Raw genomic sequence first — 18,834 nt, forward strand, 5'->3', positions numbered from 1 at the left:
TCGGTCTCGCTTCGCTCGAAACCGGGAGTCGGGGTTGAGCTGGGCGCGTTGGTGGGCGCACCTCAGACATCGAGCACGCGGCTCGCGGTGGTCGACGGTGAAGCTGGCGTCGACCGGTGATCAGTTGCCTATGCGGCGGCCGCGTGTATCTGAGCTGGGCCGGGAACGGGACATGCTCGGTCTTGCTTCGCTCGAGATCGGGAGCTGGGGGTGCGCTGGGCGCGTTGGTGGGCGAACGCCAGACATCGAGCACGCGGCTCGCGGTGGTCGACTGGAAAGCTGGCGTCGACCGGTGATCAGTTGCCTATGCGGCGGCCGCGCGAACGTGCGCCGGGCCGCGAACGGGACATGCTCGATCGCTTTGCTCGAGATCGGGAGTTGGGCGCGTTGATGCGCGAGTTCTGGGCAGGGTGTACGCGGCTCGCAGTGGCTGGGGTCGTGGTGTCGACCGGTGAACGGTCGTGTGTGTGGCGGCCGTGCAGACGCGAACCGGGTTGCGACGGTGCATGCTCGGTCTCGCTTCGCTCGGAACCGGAGGTTGGGGTGTGCTGGTGACCCGGCTCGGGGCACAACGCGCGGTTCGGCGCGGTGTCGGCTGCCTCACTGGGTAGTGGGGGATATGTCGCCGCTCGGTTAGGGTGGGTCTTGTTACCGGCGAGTAGGCCGGGGCGACACGAATCGGGGCGCGGGCGGTCGATCCGTCGCGGTTCGCCTAGCCTGGACCTGAACGCTCGATCGGACACATCCGCGTCGGCTGGAGGAGTCGAGCATGGCCAAGAAACCGGATTCGCAGGCCCTCGGGCCGGAGCAGCGCAGGGCGGCCTGGGAGCGCTTCGGCAAAGATCATTTCGATGTGGTCGTCGTCGGCGGTGGCGTGGTGGGGGCCGGCATCGCCTTGGACGCGGCTACGAGAGGGTTGCAGGTCGCGCTGGTCGAGGCTCGCGATCTGGGGTCGGGCACCTCCAGCCGGTCGTCGAAGATGTTCCACGGCGGGCTGCGGTATCTGGAACAGCTGGAGTTCGGATTGGTGCGCGAGGCGTTGCGGGAACGCGAGCTCACGCTGTCCACCCTGGCTCCGCACCTGGTGAAGCCGCTGCGGTTCCTGTACCCGCTGACCCACCGAGTCTGGGAGCGCCCGTATGTGGCCGCCGGCCTGGCCCTCTACGACTCCATGGGCGGCGCCAAATCCGTACCGGGTCAACAGCATCTGACTCGCGCGGGCGCGTTACGGCTGGCGCCGGGACTGCGGCGCGACTCGCTGATCGGCGGAGTCGCCTATTACGACACCGTTGTCGACGACGCGCGCCACACCATGATGGTGGCGCGCACAGCCGCGCATTACGGCGCGGTGATCCGCACGTCCACCCAAGTGGTCGGGTTCCTGCGCGAGGCGGACCGGGTGATCGGCGTGAAGGTGCGCGACACCGAGGACGGGCGTACCGGTGAGGTTCGTGGCCACGTGGTGATCAACGCGACCGGCGTGTGGACCGACGAGGTCCAAGCCCTGTCGCACCAGCGGGGCCGGTTCCACGTGCGGGCTTCGAAAGGCGTGCATATCGTGGTGCCCAGGGACCGGATCGTCAGCGACACCGCGATCATCCTGCGCACCGCGACTTCGGTACTGTTCGTGATCCCCTGGGGCGCTCACTGGATCATCGGCACCACCGACACCGAGTGGAACCTCGACCTGGCGCACCCGGCCGCGACCAAGGCCGACATCGATTACCTGCTGAAGCGGGTGAACGAGGTGCTGGTCACCCCGCTCACGCCCGACGACATCGATGGCGTGTACGCGGGCCTGCGCCCGCTGTTGGCGGGGGAGAGCGACGAGACGTCCAAGCTGTCGCGCGAGCACGCGGTCGCCCGCGTCGCACCCGGTCTGGTCGGCATCGCGGGTGGCAAGTACACCACCTATCGCGTGATGGCCTACGACGCGGTGGACGAAGTGGCGGAGGACATTCCGGCCCGGGTCTCGCCGTCGGTCACGGCGAAGGTGCCGCTACTCGGCGCCGACGGCTATTTCGCGCTGGTCAATCAGACGGTCCAGCTGGCCGAGACCTTCGGCGTGCATCCGTACCGGATCAAGCACCTGCTGGACCGGTACGGGTCGCTCATCGAGGAGGTCATGGCCTTCGCCGCGACCAAACCCGAACTCCTGCAGCCGATTACGGACGCGCCGTCCTACCTGCAAGTGGAGGCCGTCTACGCGGCGGCGGCGGAGGGGGCCCTGCACCTGGACGACGTCCTGGCCCGGCGAACCAGGATCTCGATCGAATATCCGCATCGCGGGGCCAACTGTGCGGAGCAGGTGGCTCAGCTGATCGCACCCATCCTGGGCTGGGACGACGAGGAGGTCGACCGGGAGGTCCGGACTTATCAGGCGCGGGTCGACGCGGAGGTGCACTCGCAGACCCAACCGGACGACGCCTCCGCCGACGCCCTGCGGATCGCGGCTCCGGAACCACGCCCCGAGATCTTGGAGCCGGTGCCTTCCGAAGGGTGAGCCGACCGGCATCTGTCACCCGCCCGGGTGCGGCCGGTCCTCGCCGACGGGCGCTTCCATCCGCGTCGCCCAGTCGACCAGGGCGCGCAGGTAGCGCAGCACCAGTTCGTCCGGGTACCCGATCGGGTCGGCGAGATGCAGGCGGGCCAATTCCTCCATGGCGGCCAACAGGATTCGCTCCGTCGGGCCGTCGGGATCCACGGTAACCCCGAGATATCGGGACAAGTGGCGCGCGCCGATCGCCCTGGCGTAGGCGCGGCCGAGCGCGAGCCGCTCACGCAGTTCGGGCGGACCGCCGTCGAACGGGCTGAGGATGATGCGCCAGCTGGTCGGCGCGGCGTGCAGGTAGGCGAGGATGCCACGGCCGACCCGGTCCACGTCACCGTGGTTCCAGTCCACGCTGCGCACACCGGCGAACGCGATGGCAGACTCGCGATCCAGCAGCGCCGCCGTAAGCCCGGACAAGTCGGTGAACTGCTGATATACCAGCGCACGTGCCACCCGCGCCTCGCGTGCCACCCGATCGATGCTCACCGCGCCGAAGCCCTCGGTGGCGACGATGTCGCGCGCCACGTCCAGCAGTTGGGTGCGGCGGCCGGCGGCGGACATCCGGCGCTTCGGCCGTGCCGCGTCGGTGGTCGCCGGCTCGGCCGTGCAGCGATCCGTGGTCACGCAGTCGAAGGTAGCTTGAGCAGGAGCTCGACCGCCCGCGCCGCACTCTGTACCGCGCTCTCCATCGTCGCCGACCACTCGGTGGCGGTCCAGTCGCCCGCGAGCGCCAAGGTGGGCACCGAGGTTCGTTGGTCGGGCCGCAACGCGTGGGTGCCGACCACCTGGGAGAAGGTGGCTTTCGGCATGCGCACGACCTGCGCCTGCACCACCTTCGCCGCGCGCGCCGCCGGGTAGTAGCGGCGCAGCAGCGCCATCTGCTCGGCGACGATCTCGTCGCTGGACTTGTGGATCTGCTCGTAGGCGCCGCTGGTGGTCAGGCAGTACAGCCACGCTTTCGCGGTACTGCGTCCGGTCATCCGCTGGCGATCGAAGACCTCGTCGATGACGCCGGTGCCACCGATCAGGGCCTCGAACTCGGCCGTGGTGCCCAGCGGGCGATCGAGGTAGAGGTTGGTGCTGACGATCGGCGTGTATCCCAGTTTGTCGGCTGCCGCATAGATCTCGGCGTGCTCGGGCAGGTCGTCGAGCAGGCCGCCGATGTTCGAGTTGGGCACCGCGCACACGACCGCGTCGGCCGGGATCGTGGTGCCGTCGGCCAGCGCGACACCGGTGACTTCGCCGTCGGAGATGTCGATGCGGCGGGCCACGGCTCGGTAGCGGACCTGCACGCCGTACTTCTCGAACACACGCAACGCCCCGGTGACATACAGCGTATCCAGATCGGTGGTGGGGTAGCCGATGTCGACGGCTCGCCGGTGCCGCAGGCCAAGCCGGATGCCCGTGGCCATCACATCGGCGAACACCTTCGCCGATTCCCGCTGCACCGGCTCGGCCGCGATGCCGAGCGCCAGCCAATCCCACAGCGCCTCGCGCGCTTTCGCGGGCATGCCGACCCGGTCGAACCACTGTGCGGTGGTGAGGTCGGGCAGTTCGGCGGGCTGGTTCAGGCACTGCCAGCCGAGTCGGAGGGTGGCGACCGCCGCCCGCGCGCGCTCCAGCGGATTCGCGTCGGGATGCGCGCCGAACAGCGTGCGCAGCGCGGCGATTCCCTTGGTGCGCATCGTGACGCTGCGGCCGTCGGGCCAGCGCAGCGTGGCCCCGTGGGGAAAGGCGATGTATTGCCGTGTGCCGACGCTCGTCAGATAGCGGAACAGGTGGTCGTATCCACTGGCGATCACGTGCTGGCCGTTGTCCGGCGGATCGTCCACCGCCTCGGCCCGCATGGCGTGGGTGCGTCCGCCGAGCTGCCCCCTGCGCTCGAGGAGGGTGACCTGCTTGCCCGCCTCCGCCAGCCAGACCGCCGAGGCGAGCCCGGCCAGGCCGCCCCCGATCACCACGTATCGCCGTGGGTCGCTCATGGTGCCCTCCCGTCGTAACTTACAAGTTGTAAGTTAAGTTGGCGGACGGGACGGGTCAAGGGCCGAACGGGTTTTCATCTCGCCGCTGGGATCAGTCGACCGGGACGGGCTGACATTGCGGGCAGAAGAAGATGCCGCGTTCCCGCTGCACTACGCGGTCGTAATCGGGAGCGGTGTCGCCGAGTAGGTCGGCGACCAGCGGTGTGCCGCAGCGCTGGCACGGGAGGTGCGTACGGCCGTAGGCCAGCGGCCGTCGCGGGGGCTTCCGGACCGATTCGGTCAGGATGCGGTGTGCCTCGTTGACAACTGCCAGCAGATCCGGGACATCCCCGACTCTGGTCGCGGGATGGACGCGGCGCAAGAAGCAGACCTCACTGCGGAAGACGTTGCCGATACCGGCCAGATTGCGCTGGTCCAACAAGGCGACGCCGATGGGCTGATCGGGATACCGCTCCAGCCGCCGGACGGCTTCCGCCGCATCCCACTCGGGACCGAGCAGGTCGGGGCCGAGGTGGTCGACGATGCGGTGCTCGTCGCGCACGCGCACCACCTCGACCTTGCCGAGCGAGAAGCCGACGGCCTCGATATCCGTGGTGCTCAACACCACTCGCGCGGCGACCCGGGGTCTGGTCCAGCGCTGTCCGCAATGGAACACGCGCCAGCTGCCCTCCATCTTCAGGTGTGTATGAATGCTCACGGTAGGCGTGCGTATGAACAGGTGTTTTCCGTAACTGCCGACGCTCTCGACCATCTGTCCGCGCAGATCGACCGTCGCGTATCGCGGCACTCGGAAATCGCTGCGGGTCAGTTCTTTTCCCGCCAAGGCTGCGCGGAGCCGTTTGGCGGCCAAGAAGACGGTGTCCCCCTCAGGCATGGTGACACCCGTTCGGATCGCCCATGGCCGAGGAGGTGACGCACTCGGACACCGGCGAGCCCGCGCAGGATCGCGTGTTCACGGGCGGCTCCGCAGGCGAAGCCCACGCGGGGTGGCGGAGAAACCCGCGTCGGTGAGGAATCCGGCGAACGTGTTGCCGTGCACGGTGTCTCCGTTGACGCGGTCGATGACGAGCGAGTCCACCCGGCGGCGCCGGACCAGGTCGGCGAGCGCTTCGGCGGCGCCGCGGCGCGCGCCGGGATCCTCGGTGAAGGTGAGCAGGGTCTTGCCGCCCCGTTCCAGATACAGCACCAGTTCGCCGTCGACGAGCACGACCAGCGCTCCGGCTTTGCGGCCTGGCCGGTGCCCACCCTCGACGTCGTTCTTCGGCCAGGCCAGCGCGGCGCCGTACGGGTTCGCGGGATCGCACGCGGCCAGCGCCAGCGCCGTTCCGGTCGGCTGCCTGGATTCGGGACGGGCGCGTTCGGCGTCGAACGAACGCAGCCGATCCACCACGTCGGTGGTGGAGAACTGGGCGCCGCCGAGCGAGTCGACGAAATAGCCTCGGCGGCAACGACCGCGGTCCTCGAACTCGGTGAGCACGCGGTACATCAGCGCGAACCCGCCCGGTACACCCTCGTTCTGCACCGATCCCCTGGTCAGCACCCCGTACCGCTCCAGGAGCAGGTCCGCCGTGGCGTGGGCGCGAACAGTGTTGTCCGACACCCGCTCCGGCAGCAGCGACCATCGTCCGGCGACCGAGGCCGGACCGGAACGGGTCGGCATGCTCGGCCGGGGCAGGTAGGCCCGGCCCCGCGGCGCATGCCGGGGCGTGCGGTGGGCCGTCGTGGTCCGCGTCGTGCCGGACAGCAGGGCCCGCACCGGAGCGAAGGTGTCACCGGACACCACGCCGGCCCAGACCAATTCCCATAGTGCGGCGGCCACCGCGGCATCATCGAGCAGACCGGTGGCGTCCGAGAGTTGCCGGAAGAAGTACGCGCCGCCGCTCTGCGGCACCGGAATGAGTCGTTGAGCGGGAGCGCCGGAGATCGGCTGCCCCGCACCGGATGCGTCCACCGAATCGACCTTTCCGGTCCCGTATCCGTTCGGTGTGCCTGCGCCGCCGGTGTGACCGGCGGTGTCGCCGGATCGTCCGTGCGCGCCACGACCGTCGCCCGCACTGCCGGACGGAGGATCCGGCTCGTCCAACGGCACCGGCGCTCGATCCGGCGCGGCCTCCGCTGGGCCGGGTGGCGTCCACGGTACGAAGGTCGCACCAAGAGCGTTGAGCAGGCGTGCTTGGATGTCGGTGAGGTCGAGCTCGTCCGGCGGCGCGAGGGTCAACGTCGCTTGCTCGGCCAGATGCAGGGCGATCCAGCCGTCCTTGGCGGTGATGGCGCCGTGCCCGGACCAGATCACCTCGCCGGTCGCCATGAGTTCGTCGAGCATGGCGGGGGTGTAACCGGGCACCCGCGCGGGCAGGACGAGCGATTCCCAGGCGGAAGCCGGAATCGGCACGCCCGCGAGCTGTTCCACGACGGCTGCCACGCCGTCGACGCCGCGCAGCTCGCCGCTGCCGATGTGCTGCCAGGACGGGAGAAAACGTCCGAACGCGGCGGTCGAGACCGGCTCCACCTCGTGCCGGGCCGCGGCCAGCGACCGGCGGCGCAGCCTGCGCAACACCTGCGCGTCGCACCATTCCGTCCCAGCCGCTCCGGGGGTGAACTCACCTTCCACCACGCGTTTCTCGGCGGCGAGCCGATGCAGCGCGCTTGCGGCGACGGCGGTGCCGAGCCCGAACCGGGCCGCCACCGCCTCCGTGCCGAACGGACCGTGCGTGCGGGCGTAGCGGCCGACCAGATCGCCGAGCGGATCGGCCACCGGCTCGATGAACGCCGACGGCGTGCCGATCGGCAGCGGGACCCCGAGCGCGTCCCGCAGCCGGGCCGCGTCCTCCACCGCGACCCACCAGCTGCGACCCGCGAAGGAGACCTCCATGGCCCGGCGCGCGGCCACCAGGCTCTCGAACCAGGCGGTGGGATCCTTGTCGGCGCGTTCGGCGGCTTCGGCGGCGGTCAGCGGTCCGAGCAGGCGCAGCAGGTCCGCCAAACCCTCGGCGTCCCGCGCGTGCCGCTCCGGGGTGAGCCGCTGCAATTCCCCCTCGAGCTGCTCGATGACCGCGGCGTCGAGCAGCTCGCGCAGCTCGACCCGGCCGAGCAGTTCGGCGAGCAACCCGGAATCGAGCGAGAGCGCGGCGGCACGCCGTTCGGCCAGCGGGCTGTCGCCGTCGTACATGAACTGACCGATGTAGTCGAACAGCAGGGCGTTGGCGAACGGCGACGGCGTCGCCGTCTCCACCTCGACCAGCCGTATCTGCCGCCGCCCCACCCGGCCGAGCAGGTCACGCAGCGACGGCAGGTCGTAGACGTCGCGCAGGCATTCGCGCACCGTCTCCAACAGAATCGGGAACTGGGGGAACTTGCGCGCCACGTCGAGCAGTTGGGCCGAGCGCTGGCGCTGCTGCCACAACGGGGCTCGCTTCCCCGGGTCGCGGCGCGGCAGCAGCAACGCGCGCGCGGCGCATTCGCGGAACCGGGAGGCGAACAGTGCCGAGCCGCCCACCTGCTCGGTGACGATGTCATCGATCTCGTCGGACTCGAAGACGAACAGCTCGGCCCCGGGCGGATCGTCGGTGGTGTCGGGCAGCCGCACGACGATGCCGTCGTCGGAGGCGTTCGGTGCGGCGTCCACACCGAACCGTTCCCGCAGCCGCGCCCCGATGGCCAGCGCCCAAGGCGCGTGTACCGGAAGGCCGTAGGGCGAGTGCAGCACCAGCCGCCAGTCGCCGAGTTCGTCGCGGAACCGCTCCACCACCAGGGTGCGGTCGGTGGGCAGGTGCCCGGTCGCCGTGCGCTGCTCGTCCAGCAACGTGAGCAGGTTCGCGGTCGCGTTGTCGTCCAGACCGGCCGTGCTCATGAGTCGAGCGATGTTCTCCGGCATCGGATCGGCGGACGCGCCGAATTCGCCTCCCGCCGCGCGTCCGGCAGGCTCGGTCCCGTCGTGTCGTGACTGTCCCCGCGCACCCGGCGTTTTCGGCGTCGCGCCGTCGCGCCGCGCGGCCTTCTTCGTGCTCGCTTGCCCGGACGGTTCGGCACGCTCGCGCGCCACCGTGCGCACGAACTCGCCTAGTGCCGCGCCGAGTTCGGCGGGTCGCCCGAGCCCGTCACCGTGCCAGAACGGCAACCGCCCCGGTTGCCCGAACGCGGGCGTCACCAGCACCCGATCGAAGGTGATCTCCTGGATCCGCCAGCTCGTCGCCCCGAGCGCGAACACGTCGCCGACCCGTGACTCGTAGACCATCTCCTCGTCGAGTTCCCCGACCCGGGAGGCCTTCTCACCCACCATGTACACCGCGAACATGCCGCGATCGGGAATCGCTCCGCCGGAGGTGACGGCCAGCCGTTGCGCGCCGGGCCGCCCGGTGAGCGTGCCCGCGTCGCGATCCCAGACCAGCCGGGGACGCAACTCGGCGAACTCGTCGGACGGATACCGCCCGGAGAGCAGATCCAGCACCGACTCGTAGGCCGAGCGCGGCAGCGACGCGTAGCTCCCGGTGCCGCGCACGACATCGAACCACGCGTCGACGTCGATCGAATCCAGCGCGCACGCCGCGACGGTCTGCTGCGCCAGGATGTCCAGCGGGTGCGCCGGAATCCGGAGGGCCTCGATCTGTCCGGAGGTCATTCGCTGCGACGCCACCGCGCAGTGGATGACGTCGGTGCGATGCTTCGGGAAGATCACCCCGCGCGAGATCTCGCCGACCTGATGCCCGGCCCGCCCGATCCGCTGCAACCCGCTGGCCACCGAGGGCGGCGCCTCCACCTGGACCACCAGGTCGACCGCGCCCATGTCGATGCCGAGTTCCAGGCTGCTGGTCGCGACGACGCAGCGCAATCGGCCGCTCTTGAGATCGTCCTCGATCAGCGCCCGTTGCTCCTTGCTGACCGAACCGTGATGCGCTCGGGCCAGCAGGGCCCCGGCGCCGTGGATCACCTCGGTGGACGGGCCGAGCTGGGCGGGCGGTTCGTGCTCGGTGTCCACCGGCTCACCGAGCCGTGTCGCGTAGGCCTCGTTCAGCCGGGCGGTGAGCCGCTCGGCCAGCCGCCGCGAGTTCGCGAAGACGATCGAGGACCGATGCTCCAGCACCAGATCGACGATCGCCTCGTCCACGTGCGGCCAGATCGAGCCCGGCTGGTCGGAGTCGCCCGGCTCGGTCATATCCGCTACCGGCACTCGCACCGACAGGTCGAACGTCTTCGGCGCCGGAGGCGCGACCAAGGTGATCGGTGCGTTGCCGACCAGGAACCGCCCGACCTCCTCCGGCGGCCGCACCGTCGCCGACAGCCCGATGCGCTGGGCGGGCCGCTCGGTCAGCAGGTCGAGCCGGGCCAGGGACAGCGCCAGGTGCGAACCGCGCTTGGAACCGGCGATCGCGTGCACCTCGTCCACGATCACCGTGCCGACGTCCCGCAGCGTTTCGCGGGCCGCCGAGGTCAGCATGAGGAACAGCGACTCCGGCGTGGTGATCAGGATGTCCGGCGGGATGCGCAGCATCGACCGCCGATCGGCCGCGCTGGTGTCGCCGGAACGGACGCCGACGGTGATCTCCGGCGGCTCGAGTCCCAGGCGCTTGGCGGTCTGCGTGATGCCGACCAGCGGCGCCCGCAGATTGCGTTCCACGTCCACCGCGAGCGCCTTCAGCGGGGACACGTACAACACCGAGGTGCCGGCCCGCTCGGGCCGCTGTTCCCGGCTGGCCAGCTGGTCTATCGCCCAGAGGAACGCCGAGAGCGTCTTGCCCGATCCGGTCGGCGCGACGACCAATGTGTGGTCGCCCGCCGCGATCGCCTTCCACGCCCCGAGCTGAGCGGAAGTCGGCGCGGGGAACGCGCCGTCGAACCACTCCTGGGTCGCGCGGGAGAACTGGGCCATGGATTCAGTGTGCACCCGCCCACCGACAAGCACGCCCGTACCGTTTCGCGAGCGAAGCCGGAGCAATCGGACAGCGGCAGCCGACGCCGGGCCGTACGCTTCCACAGGTGCAAAAAGTGCTCAGACTCGACCTGGTCAGTCACGGGATGACCGAGGCGATGCGAAAGGCACGTTTCCCGGTGGACGAATCGCTCACCGAGGCGGGCAGGCGGGCGGTGGCCGAGTGCGGACCGCTCACCGCACCGCGGGTGCTCACCGGCCCGGAGCGCAGGGCGGTGGAGACCGCCGCGCTGCTGGGCCTGCCGGGTGAGGAGGACAGCCGGCTGCGCGACCTGGACGCGGGCGCCTGGCGCGGCGGCGAACTGATGTCGGTGCCCCAGGACGAGCTGTACGCCTGGCTCACCGACCCGGCCTTCCGCGGGCACGGCGGCGAATCCGTGCTGGACGTGATCGAACGGACCAGGTCGTGGATGGCCGAGGTGGCCGCGCAGTCCGTGTCCACCATCGCGGTCACCCATCCGGCGGTGGTCCGGGCCGCGCTGCTGGTGACGCTGGACGCTCCGCCGAAATCGTTCTGGCGCATCGATATCCCGCCCGGCAGCGTCACCCGCCTGCACTACCGCGGGGAATGGACGCTGCACTTCACCGCCTGACGGCCGCCCGTTCCCGGCGCGCGGCATGTCGGCGCCGACCCAACGAGAAACGGCCCGGGGAGAACATCTCCCGGGCCGCTGTTCGTCTGGGTTCAGCAGGTGGTCGGTGCGGGTTCGCCGCGGAACCTGGCCTCCACGTAATTCCACGCGTCGGCGAATCCGGCGGCGGCCGCGGTCAGATGCTCGGAGATGTCGACGGTGTGGAAACTCACCGGCGCACCCGCCTTGCAGTACCGGTCGGCGACCTCGGCGACGGGTTTGTAGAAGGTCATCTCGTCGAATCGGCCCTGCCAGAGGTAGGTGGGCACGGTCGGCACACCATCGAAGTAGCGCAGGCTGTTCTCCCGCAGGACGGCGTGCGCCTCGGGGCTGTCCATCAGGCTCTTGGACGCCGCCATCTGCTCCGCGCTGCGGAAGGCGCCGTGGAAGAGCAGGAATCGGCGGCAGGCGTCATGGGTGAACTCGCGGAACCACAAACCGTTCTCGTTGAGCTGATCCGAGATCGGCAGCCGGTTCGGGTACTCCCGCTCCAGTCCCATGGCGGCGGCGAAGGCGAGGCCGAAGCCGGGGTGCGGCGCGAAGCCGAGCGACATCGCCATTTCCTCGAGGTCGGCGGGGATGCCGCCCGCGACGGCGGCGGTGAGCTTCAGGTCCGGCGCGTAGGTGGGTTGCAGCGCGGCGGCCCACGAGGTGGCCATGCCGCCGCCGGAGTAGCCGGCGATGGCCACGGGGGAGTTGGAGAGACCGAGATCGGCGACCTTGCGGACGGCCTTCACACTGTCGAGGGTCATCATGCCCGCCAAGCGCGCTGCGCCGTAGGCGGAGGTGGGGCCGAGATAATCCGGCAGGGAGATCGCCCATCCGCGTCCGATGGGCAGCATCGCGCCGACCGCGTCCTGCAGTTCGCCGTTGAACAGCGAGCGCGACGGATTGCATTGGGTACCGAGCGAATTGATCAGCGCCTGGTAGGACACCAGCGGCGGGTTCTTGACCCCGGCGGGCATCAGGACCGTGGTGATGCCCATGACGGGGTTGCCCTGCGAATTGGTGGACCGGAATGCCACCTGCCAGCCCTCGGTGCCGACGTAGAGACCGGTGTCGATCCTCCGGCTCCGCACAACGTCGCCGGGGGCGAACGCCTCCAGGTCGGGCGGCGCTGTGTAGAAGGGGTCGGGATCGGGGGTGGGATAGAGGGGCTGAGCCGTTGCTGGCAGGCCGAGCAAGCCGAGCGAGACGATGCTCACCAGCAAGATCGCAATCCTGGACGGAACTCTGAACACGGGTTTCCTTCGAAAGTCAGCCGTCACCGATACACCGCCCGCGGGCGCGCCGCGGCGTCGGTGCTTCGGACCGGCACTACACGGAATACCGCAGCGAACATTCGCTGCGAGACGGAGCAGAAGGAATCGCCGCCGGAGCGACCCTGAGTCGATCATGACGGACTGCCGCACCTCCTTCGACTCCGGGACCGCCGGTAGCCGCGAAGGCGGCACCATCCGCTGCGAAAGATAGCGCCCCACCGAGCGGGACGCCGCACCGGATCAGGCGAACCGGACATGTCACAACGCCCGTGGCCCGCCATGCGGCGAGATCACTAAAGGAGGTGGCCTGCCCGGTCGCGCACCGAATCGGCCCCTCGTGGCGTGGCTCATGCGAAGCTGAGCACCGTCCGATCGCCCAGCGGGCGTTGCAGATCGATCACGACCACGCCGTACTCGCGCTTCTGCTCCGGGTTCGCGCCCTGGCACGGCGGCATGCCGCGATGCAGGCCACGGATCAGCCGCACGCTCACCAGGTCGGACGATTCCTCCACGCGCGCGGTGAATCCGATGCTCGGGCAGCCGACCGGGCCCGGGATGTGGATCGCGAGCTTGTTCGTCCCGTCTTCGATGTCGTACTCCGAGAAGGGCATCGCCGACGTGGGCTCCAGGTCCGCGGCTTGTGGGACGACGATCATCATGCCCCCCGCGATTCTGCGTGGACCCGGCTCGGCCCGCGTCCCCGCCGTCGCTTCCGCGGTTCGCTCCGGGGTGGAGGGGGTGGCCGGGTCCACGTGCTGCCCGCACGCGGTCAGCATCCCGAACATCGACGCGGCGACGATCGCCGTGCCCCTCCTGAGCATTGCCATCCTCCCACCTTCACACAGGTGGGCGTGGGGGCGGCGGAGGAAGCGCGGTGTGGCACGGGCTCGGCTGTGTTCGCCGTCACATAGACCTGGCACTGTGCGCAGGTCGTGCCCATCTTTCGATCTAAGAATTGTGCAGTTTGCGCAATCATTGAGTCCAAGGTTGTGCGTTCGGATCTTCGGGGACACGATATCGGCAACAAGTGCTCAACGATGCGAGGCGCCGGACCGGCGCCGAGCGGACGGGTGGATCCGTATGACCGAGCTCGCCGACCGCGATCTGATCGCAGCTCCCTACGACCTTGCCGACCGATACCGCGTCGGTTCGGGGACCGTTGTCCTCACCGGCGTCCAGGCCATCGCGCGGCAACTGGTCGAGCAGCATGTGCGTGATCTGCGCGCCGGACGGCGGGTGGGGACGTTCGTTTCCGGGTATCAGGGCAGTCCGCTCGGCGGCGTCGACAAGATGCTGGCCGGCATGCCGGAGGTCCTCGCCGAGCACGACATCTCGTTCGTCCCGGGATTGAACGAGGAACTGGCCGCGACCTCCGTGTGGGGTAGCCAGGCCGATCTGCCCGCGGGCGCCGCGACCCACGACGGCGTGGTCGGTGTCTGGTACGGCAAAGGCCCCGGTCTGGACCGGGCGACCGACGCTCTGCGGCACGCCAACATGTACGGCGCGAATCCGCGTGGCGGTGTCTTGCTGCTGGTCGGCGACGATCCTGCGGCCAAGTCCTCCACCGTTCCCGCGGTGAGCGAGCGCTCCCTGGCGGCGCTGAACATCCCCGTGCTGTTCCCGCGCAACGCCCGCGAGATCATCACCATGGGCTTGCACGGGGTGGCGCTGTCGCGCGCCTCGGGCTGCCTCGTCGCGTTGAAGATCGTCGCCGACGTCGCCGACGGCGCCTGGACCGTCGACGGATCGGTGGGTGACATCGACCTGGTCGTGCCCGAAATCGACTGGGAGGGCGAGCGCTTCCGGTACCGGCAGCGGCCGATGGCCGCCCCGGCCGACAGTCTGCTCGCCGAGGCGGATCTCCACGGTCCCCGCTGGGAGCTGGTGCGTGCCTACAGCACACGCAACGGACTGGACGTGATCGAGGTGAACCCCTCCCGTGCCACCATCGGCATCGCCGCCACCGGGACCACCTTCGACGCGGTCCGCCAAGCGCTGCTCGACCTCGGCGCGGATGACGACGCGCTGCACGCCGCGGGAATCCGGCTGCTGCGCATCGGGATGCCGTATCCGCTCGCGCCCGAGCGCGTCCGGGAGTTCGCCACCGGGCTCACCCGGCTGATCGTCGTCGAGGACAAGACGGCCTTCGTCGAGACCCAGATCCGCGACATTCTGTACGGCACCGCGGGCGCGCCCGAGATCGTCGGCAAACGCGACCACGCGGGCCGCCCGCTGTTCGGCGCCGACGGCGAACTCACCTCCGGGCGCATCGCCGCCCCGCTGCGCCGCGTACTCGACGGACACCTCGCGCTGAAACGGTCACTGCCGCAGCCACTGTCGCTGTCGGTGCTGCCCGCCAAGCGCGCGGCCTACTTCTGTAGCGGTTGCCCGCACAACCGTTCCACCGCCGTTCCGGAAGGATCGCTGGCGGGCGGCGGTATCGGATGTCACACCTTGGTGACCATGTCCGGCCGGACCGACAGCAAGGTCACCGGGCTGACCCAGATGGGTGGCGAGGGCGCGCAATGGATCGGCCAAGCTCCATTCACCGACGTGCCGCACCTGTTCCAGAACATCGGTGACGGCACGTATTTCCACTCCGGCCAGCTCGCCGTGCAGGCATGTGTCGCCGCGGGCGTGAACATCACCTTCAAGCTGCTGCACAACGACGTGGTCGCGATGACCGGCGCGCAGCACGCCGAAGGCGCGCTCACGGTGCCGATGCTCACCCGCAAGCTCGCCGTCGAGGGCGTCCGGCGGATCATCGTCTGCGCCGACGAGCCCGGCCGCTACCGCAGGCGCGATCTGGCTCCCGGCACGTTGCTGTGGCACCGGGACCGCCTCGACGAAGCGCAGCGCGCGCTGCGCGAGATCCCCGGCGTCACGGTGCTGATCTACGACCAGCACTGTGCGGCCGACGCGCGGCGGCAGCGCAAGCGCGGCGCCCTGCCGGTACGCCGCACCCGGGTGGTGATCAACGAGGCGGTGTGCGAAGGCTGCGGTGATTGCGGCGTCCAGAGCAATTGCCTGTCGGTGCAGCCGGTGGACACCGAATTCGGCCGCAAAACCCGGATCGACCAGACCTCGTGCAACACCGATTACAGCTGTCTGAACGGCGATTGCCCCTCGTTCGTCACGGTCGAAACGCCCGACCCGGCGAAACGGAAGCGGCGCGGGACGAGCCGGGGGCAGCAGCCGCCGCGGCTGCCGGAACTGCCGCACGAAGCGCCGGCGACCACACAGAACGTCTTTCTCGCCGGCATCGGCGGCACCGGCATCGTCACCGTGAACCAGGTACTGGCGACCGCTGCGATGCGGGCCGGGTACGAGGTGGCGAGCCTGGACCAGATCGGCATGAGCCAGAAGGCCGGACCTGTTGTCTCGCACCTGCGTTTCGCCGTGGGCGCGCTCGAGCCCGCCAACCGGCTGGCCCCCGCCTCGGCTGATTGCATCGTGGCCTTCGACCTGCTGGCCGCTACCGATAACAAGAATCTGGCCTACGGGTCCGCCGCGACGACCGTGGCGGTCGCCTCCACCAGCAAGACGCCGACCGGCGACATGGTCTACGACAAGTCGGTCGGCTATCCCGAGGAGGCGACCCTGTTGCAGCGGCTGGAGCAGGTCTCACGGTCGGTGCGTTCCTTCGACGCGCTGGCCGCCGCGCAGGTCCTCTTCGGCACCACCGCCGCCGCGAATTTCCTGCTGATCGGCGCCGCCTACCAACTCGGCGGCCTGCGGCTGCCGGGGACCGCGATCGAGGAGGCCATCCGGATCAACGGAGTGGCCGTAGAGGCCAACCTCGCGGCCTTCCGCTGGGGTCGGGTGGCGATCGCACGGCCGGAGGAGTTCGCTGCCGCGACCACGCGCCGCGCGGCCGAACCCGCCCCGGTGGCGGTGCCCGCGGACCTGTTCGAGGGACTGACCGCGACGGGAGAGACGCGGCGTCTGGTCGAGTTGCGGGCCGTCGAGCTGATCGGTTTCCAGAGCGTTGCCGTGGCGCGCGACTACGTCGCTACGGTGCAACGCATCTGGACGGCCGAGCGCCGGGTGACCGACCGTACCGAGTTCAGCGAGCAAGTAGCGCGCGGACTGTACAAGTTCACGGCATACAAAGACGAGTACGAGGTGGCACGACGACTCACCGACCCGGCCTTCCTGGCCGAGGTCGCCGCGCAGGTTCCCGAGGGGGCGAACCTCACCTACCGGCTGCACCCGCCGCTGCTGCGCGCGATGGGACGGAAGAAGAAGATCGGCATGCGGCCGGGCAGCCACTTCGCCCTCCGCGTGCTCGCCAAGGGAAAGCGACTGCGCGGCACCGCGTTCGACCCGTTCGGATACGCGCAGGTGCGCCGGGTGGAACGCGAACTGCGCACGCACTACACCGCGATGGTGACGAACCTGGCCGACATGCTGGACCGATCGGGCTACGACCGCGCCGTACGGGCGGCGGCACTCGCCGACGTGGTGCGCGGATACGAGGACATCAAGCTCGCCAACGTCGCGCTCTACGCCGAACACCTGCGGGAACTCGGTATCGAGCCGCCGCGATGGTGACGGGTTTGCGCCGGATTCACCCGGCGTAACCGGTTACCCTGCCGATCCACTCGATGAAATCCGCGGCGTCTTCGTTGCTGCCGTGCCCAGCGTCCCAGTACATCGCGGCGTCGACGTCGTCGCCCAGATTCTCCAGGCTCGCGGCGAGATTGCTCACGATGGTCAGCGCTGTGTCGGTGTCCTTGGTCCCCACCCGGATCCACCAGTGCTTCGCCCGGCCGGGGTTGCGTTGCCGGAGAAAGAACATGGGGTTCATCATGCTGATCTTCTCGGGCAGGTCGCTGTCGAGTTGCGCGGCCGGGTCGCCGGTCGCGTGCCGCAAGCTGAACAGGGTGAAGTGCCTGGCTTCGACGGTTCCCCCACCGAACTCGTTGTTCTCGGCCGAGGACAGGTCGAACGCGTCGAACGCGGGCACGCCCTTCTTCCGCGCACCGACGTGCGCGAGAAAGTCCGGCCAGGCGAACTCCGCCCGATCACCCGCCCAGGTGATCCACGTGTTGTCTGCCAGGTAGCTGGAGCGGTCGGCGTCCGGCAGTGCCGTCAAGTACGCGGTCGCCGCCGGTGCCAGGTAGGTCCGCACCAGGTAGCTGCCGTAGTTGCCGGTCGTGAGGCGTCCGAATCCGTTCTTTCCCCGCAGTTCCAGCGAAGCCTGGTATTCCGTGAACGCCGTGCTCAGTTCGCGCGAGGCCGCGGCGTCGAGTTCGCCGGGGCGCAGCGGGTTGGCGCCCCAATTCCACTCGTAGGCCATGTCCGCGTGCTCGAGATCGGTGATGGGGCAGTAGGGGGCCGCGGCGAAGACGGCATCGCTCGCGTCGGCCGCGCCCAGGTCGGCGAGATACCGGTCGTACATTCCGCTGTCGCCGGAGGTCGCGAGCAGGGCGGACAGTGCGCCTCCCGCGCTGACTCCCGTGGCCACGATCCGGTCGGTGTTGCCCGGCACGCGGCCGGAGTTGTGCCGCAGATACCGGACCGCGGCCTTCAGATCCACAATGGCGGCGGGCGCCACGCCTTGGTACGTGCCGTCCGGGGCGACCAGGTCACGCCCGCGCGCACCGGACTCGACGACGACGTAGCCCGCCGCGAGAGCGAGGTCTCTGTTCTTGGCCCGCGCACCGCCATCGTCCGGTTCGCGGCTCGTCACCGACGACGAGAGGTACCCCCCGACGGAGTTGCTCAAGAGAATCGGAGCCTTGCTCGCGTCGATGGTCGCGCCGTCGATCTCGACGGGCACGCTGACGCTCAAGCTCTGGTACGCCTTGTCCACCGGCTTCGCCACATAGACAACGCTCTCGTAGAACTGGTAGGTGACCTTCTTGTCGCGCTCGAAGGTCGCGACGGTCTTCGTCTCCACCGTGAACGCGCCGGGATCGAAAGCCAACTCCTCCACCGCTTTCGCGCTGCCGTCCAGCACATCGCAGGCGGCGGCGAACATCGGCACGGCGACCGCCGCCGCACACCCCTTGAGCATCGCTCTGCGCTGCACAGCTCTCTCCTTCGGGTTCGTGGCAAACCACGGGCGTCGCGGACGCGACGGCGTTGGTGGAACTCTCGACGGAACGAAACACCTGGTGGTCCGAAAGGTGAGATCGAAGGATATCGGCGTCGAGGCGTGCTTTCGCGAATACATGCCGGTGCGTGTAGCTCTGGGCACAGGAACTGCCATCGAACGGCTATCGCTGAGTCCGACCGCTCGGCCGGAGGCCGACCGGACACGACCCGATCGCCCGCGCAGAAGTCGCTGCCAGACAGGCGGCGGCATCGCGTTGCCCGCAAATACCGGGATCGCCGCGCGCGATGGCGGCAAAGAAAAACCCGGGCCGGACGATGGAAATCGTCCGGCCCGGGCCTGTAGTAGCGGGGACAGGATTTGAACCTGCGACCTCTGGGTTATGAGCCCAGCGAGCTACCGAGCTGCTCCACCCCGCGT

At 69.5% G+C, this 18,834-nt stretch carries 10 protein-coding genes and 1 tRNA gene; 3 read left to right on the forward strand and 8 right to left on the reverse strand.

Going from position 1 to position 18,834, the window contains the following annotated elements:
- The first annotated feature begins 769 nt into the window (after nt 1–769).
- Nucleotides 770–2,503, forward strand: coding sequence for a glycerol-3-phosphate dehydrogenase/oxidase (locus ACFU5M_RS31065; RefSeq protein WP_379054539.1), 1,734 nt, complete (start codon nt 770–772; stop codon nt 2,501–2,503).
- A 15-nt stretch (nt 2,504–2,518) separates the two neighbouring features.
- Here the strand turns inward: ACFU5M_RS31065 and ACFU5M_RS31070 are convergent, their stop codons facing one another.
- From ACFU5M_RS31070 to ACFU5M_RS31085, 4 genes are all read right to left on the reverse strand, one after another.
- Complete coding sequence (locus tag ACFU5M_RS31070; protein ID WP_379054555.1) at nt 2,519–3,112, reverse strand: TetR/AcrR family transcriptional regulator; 594 nt, start codon at nt 3,110–3,112, stop codon at nt 2,519–2,521.
- A 59-nt stretch (nt 3,113–3,171) separates the two neighbouring features.
- Entirely contained in the window at nt 3,172–4,533 is a 1,362-nt protein-coding gene (gene hpnE, locus ACFU5M_RS31075; protein ID WP_379054541.1) for a hydroxysqualene dehydroxylase HpnE, read from the reverse strand.
- Between the two features lie 91 nt (nt 4,534–4,624).
- Complete coding sequence (locus ACFU5M_RS31080; RefSeq protein ID WP_379054543.1) at nt 4,625–5,407, reverse strand: DNA-formamidopyrimidine glycosylase family protein; 783 nt, start codon at nt 5,405–5,407, stop codon at nt 4,625–4,627.
- A gap of 78 nt (nt 5,408–5,485) precedes the next feature.
- A complete protein-coding gene (locus ACFU5M_RS31085; protein WP_379054545.1) occupies nt 5,486–10,399 on the reverse strand; it encodes an ATP-dependent helicase in 4,914 nt (1,637 codons plus the stop codon).
- Between the two features lie 107 nt (nt 10,400–10,506).
- On the opposite strand from ACFU5M_RS31085, the gene ACFU5M_RS31090 reads away from it, so the two are divergent.
- Complete coding sequence (locus tag ACFU5M_RS31090) at nt 10,507–11,052, forward strand: histidine phosphatase family protein (RefSeq protein ID WP_379054547.1); 546 nt, start codon at nt 10,507–10,509, stop codon at nt 11,050–11,052.
- Between the two features lie 92 nt (nt 11,053–11,144).
- Here the strand turns inward: ACFU5M_RS31090 and ACFU5M_RS31095 are convergent, their stop codons facing one another.
- Nucleotides 11,145–12,299, reverse strand: a complete 1,155-nt coding sequence (locus ACFU5M_RS31095; RefSeq protein ID WP_379054557.1) for a lipase family protein — start codon at nt 12,297–12,299, stop codon at nt 11,145–11,147.
- Between the two features lie 401 nt (nt 12,300–12,700).
- A complete protein-coding gene (locus tag ACFU5M_RS31100) occupies nt 12,701–13,180 on the reverse strand; it encodes a hypothetical protein (RefSeq protein WP_379054549.1) in 480 nt (159 codons plus the stop codon).
- 253 nt (nt 13,181–13,433) lie between these two features.
- Here ACFU5M_RS31100 and ACFU5M_RS31105 point away from each other — a divergent pair, with 253 nt between their 5' ends.
- Nucleotides 13,434–16,907, forward strand: coding sequence for an indolepyruvate ferredoxin oxidoreductase family protein (locus ACFU5M_RS31105; RefSeq protein WP_379054551.1), 3,474 nt, complete (start codon nt 13,434–13,436; stop codon nt 16,905–16,907).
- Nucleotides 16,908–16,923: 16 nt separating this feature from the next.
- Here the strand turns inward: ACFU5M_RS31105 and ACFU5M_RS31110 are convergent, their stop codons facing one another.
- Both ACFU5M_RS31110 and ACFU5M_RS31115 read right to left on the reverse strand, forming a co-directional pair.
- A complete protein-coding gene (locus ACFU5M_RS31110; protein ID WP_379054553.1) occupies nt 16,924–18,390 on the reverse strand; it encodes a subtype B tannase in 1,467 nt (488 codons plus the stop codon).
- A gap of 369 nt (nt 18,391–18,759) precedes the next feature.
- A tRNA-Met gene (locus ACFU5M_RS31115) sits at nt 18,760–18,833 on the reverse strand.
- Between the last annotated feature and the right edge of the window lies 1 nt (nt 18,834).

The sequence above is a fragment of the Nocardia sp. NPDC057455 genome, from assembly GCF_042802775.1.
Taxonomy (GTDB): Bacteria; Actinomycetota; Actinomycetes; order Mycobacteriales; family Mycobacteriaceae; genus Nocardia.

What these genes read in the sequence shown, in the direction of transcription:
- ACFU5M_RS31105 (WP_379054551.1), top strand. Translation starts at nt 13,434, where the DNA reads ATGACCGAGCTCGCCGACCGCGATCTGATCGCAGCTCCCTACGACCTT.
- ACFU5M_RS31065 (WP_379054539.1), top strand. Translation starts at nt 770, where the DNA reads ATGGCCAAGAAACCGGATTCGCAGGCCCTCGGGCCGGAGCAGCGCAGG.
- ACFU5M_RS31085 (WP_379054545.1), bottom strand. Translation starts at nt 10,399, where the DNA reads ATGGCCCAGTTCTCCCGCGCGACCCAGGAGTGGTTCGACGGCGCGTTC.
- ACFU5M_RS31070 (WP_379054555.1), bottom strand. Translation starts at nt 3,112, where the DNA reads ATGTCCGCCGCCGGCCGCCGCACCCAACTGCTGGACGTGGCGCGCGAC.
- ACFU5M_RS31080 (WP_379054543.1), bottom strand. Translation starts at nt 5,407, where the DNA reads ATGCCTGAGGGGGACACCGTCTTCTTGGCCGCCAAACGGCTCCGCGCA.
- ACFU5M_RS31100 (WP_379054549.1), bottom strand. Translation starts at nt 13,180, where the DNA reads ATGGCAATGCTCAGGAGGGGCACGGCGATCGTCGCCGCGTCGATGTTC.
- hpnE (WP_379054541.1), bottom strand. Translation starts at nt 4,533, where the DNA reads ATGAGCGACCCACGGCGATACGTGGTGATCGGGGGCGGCCTGGCCGGG.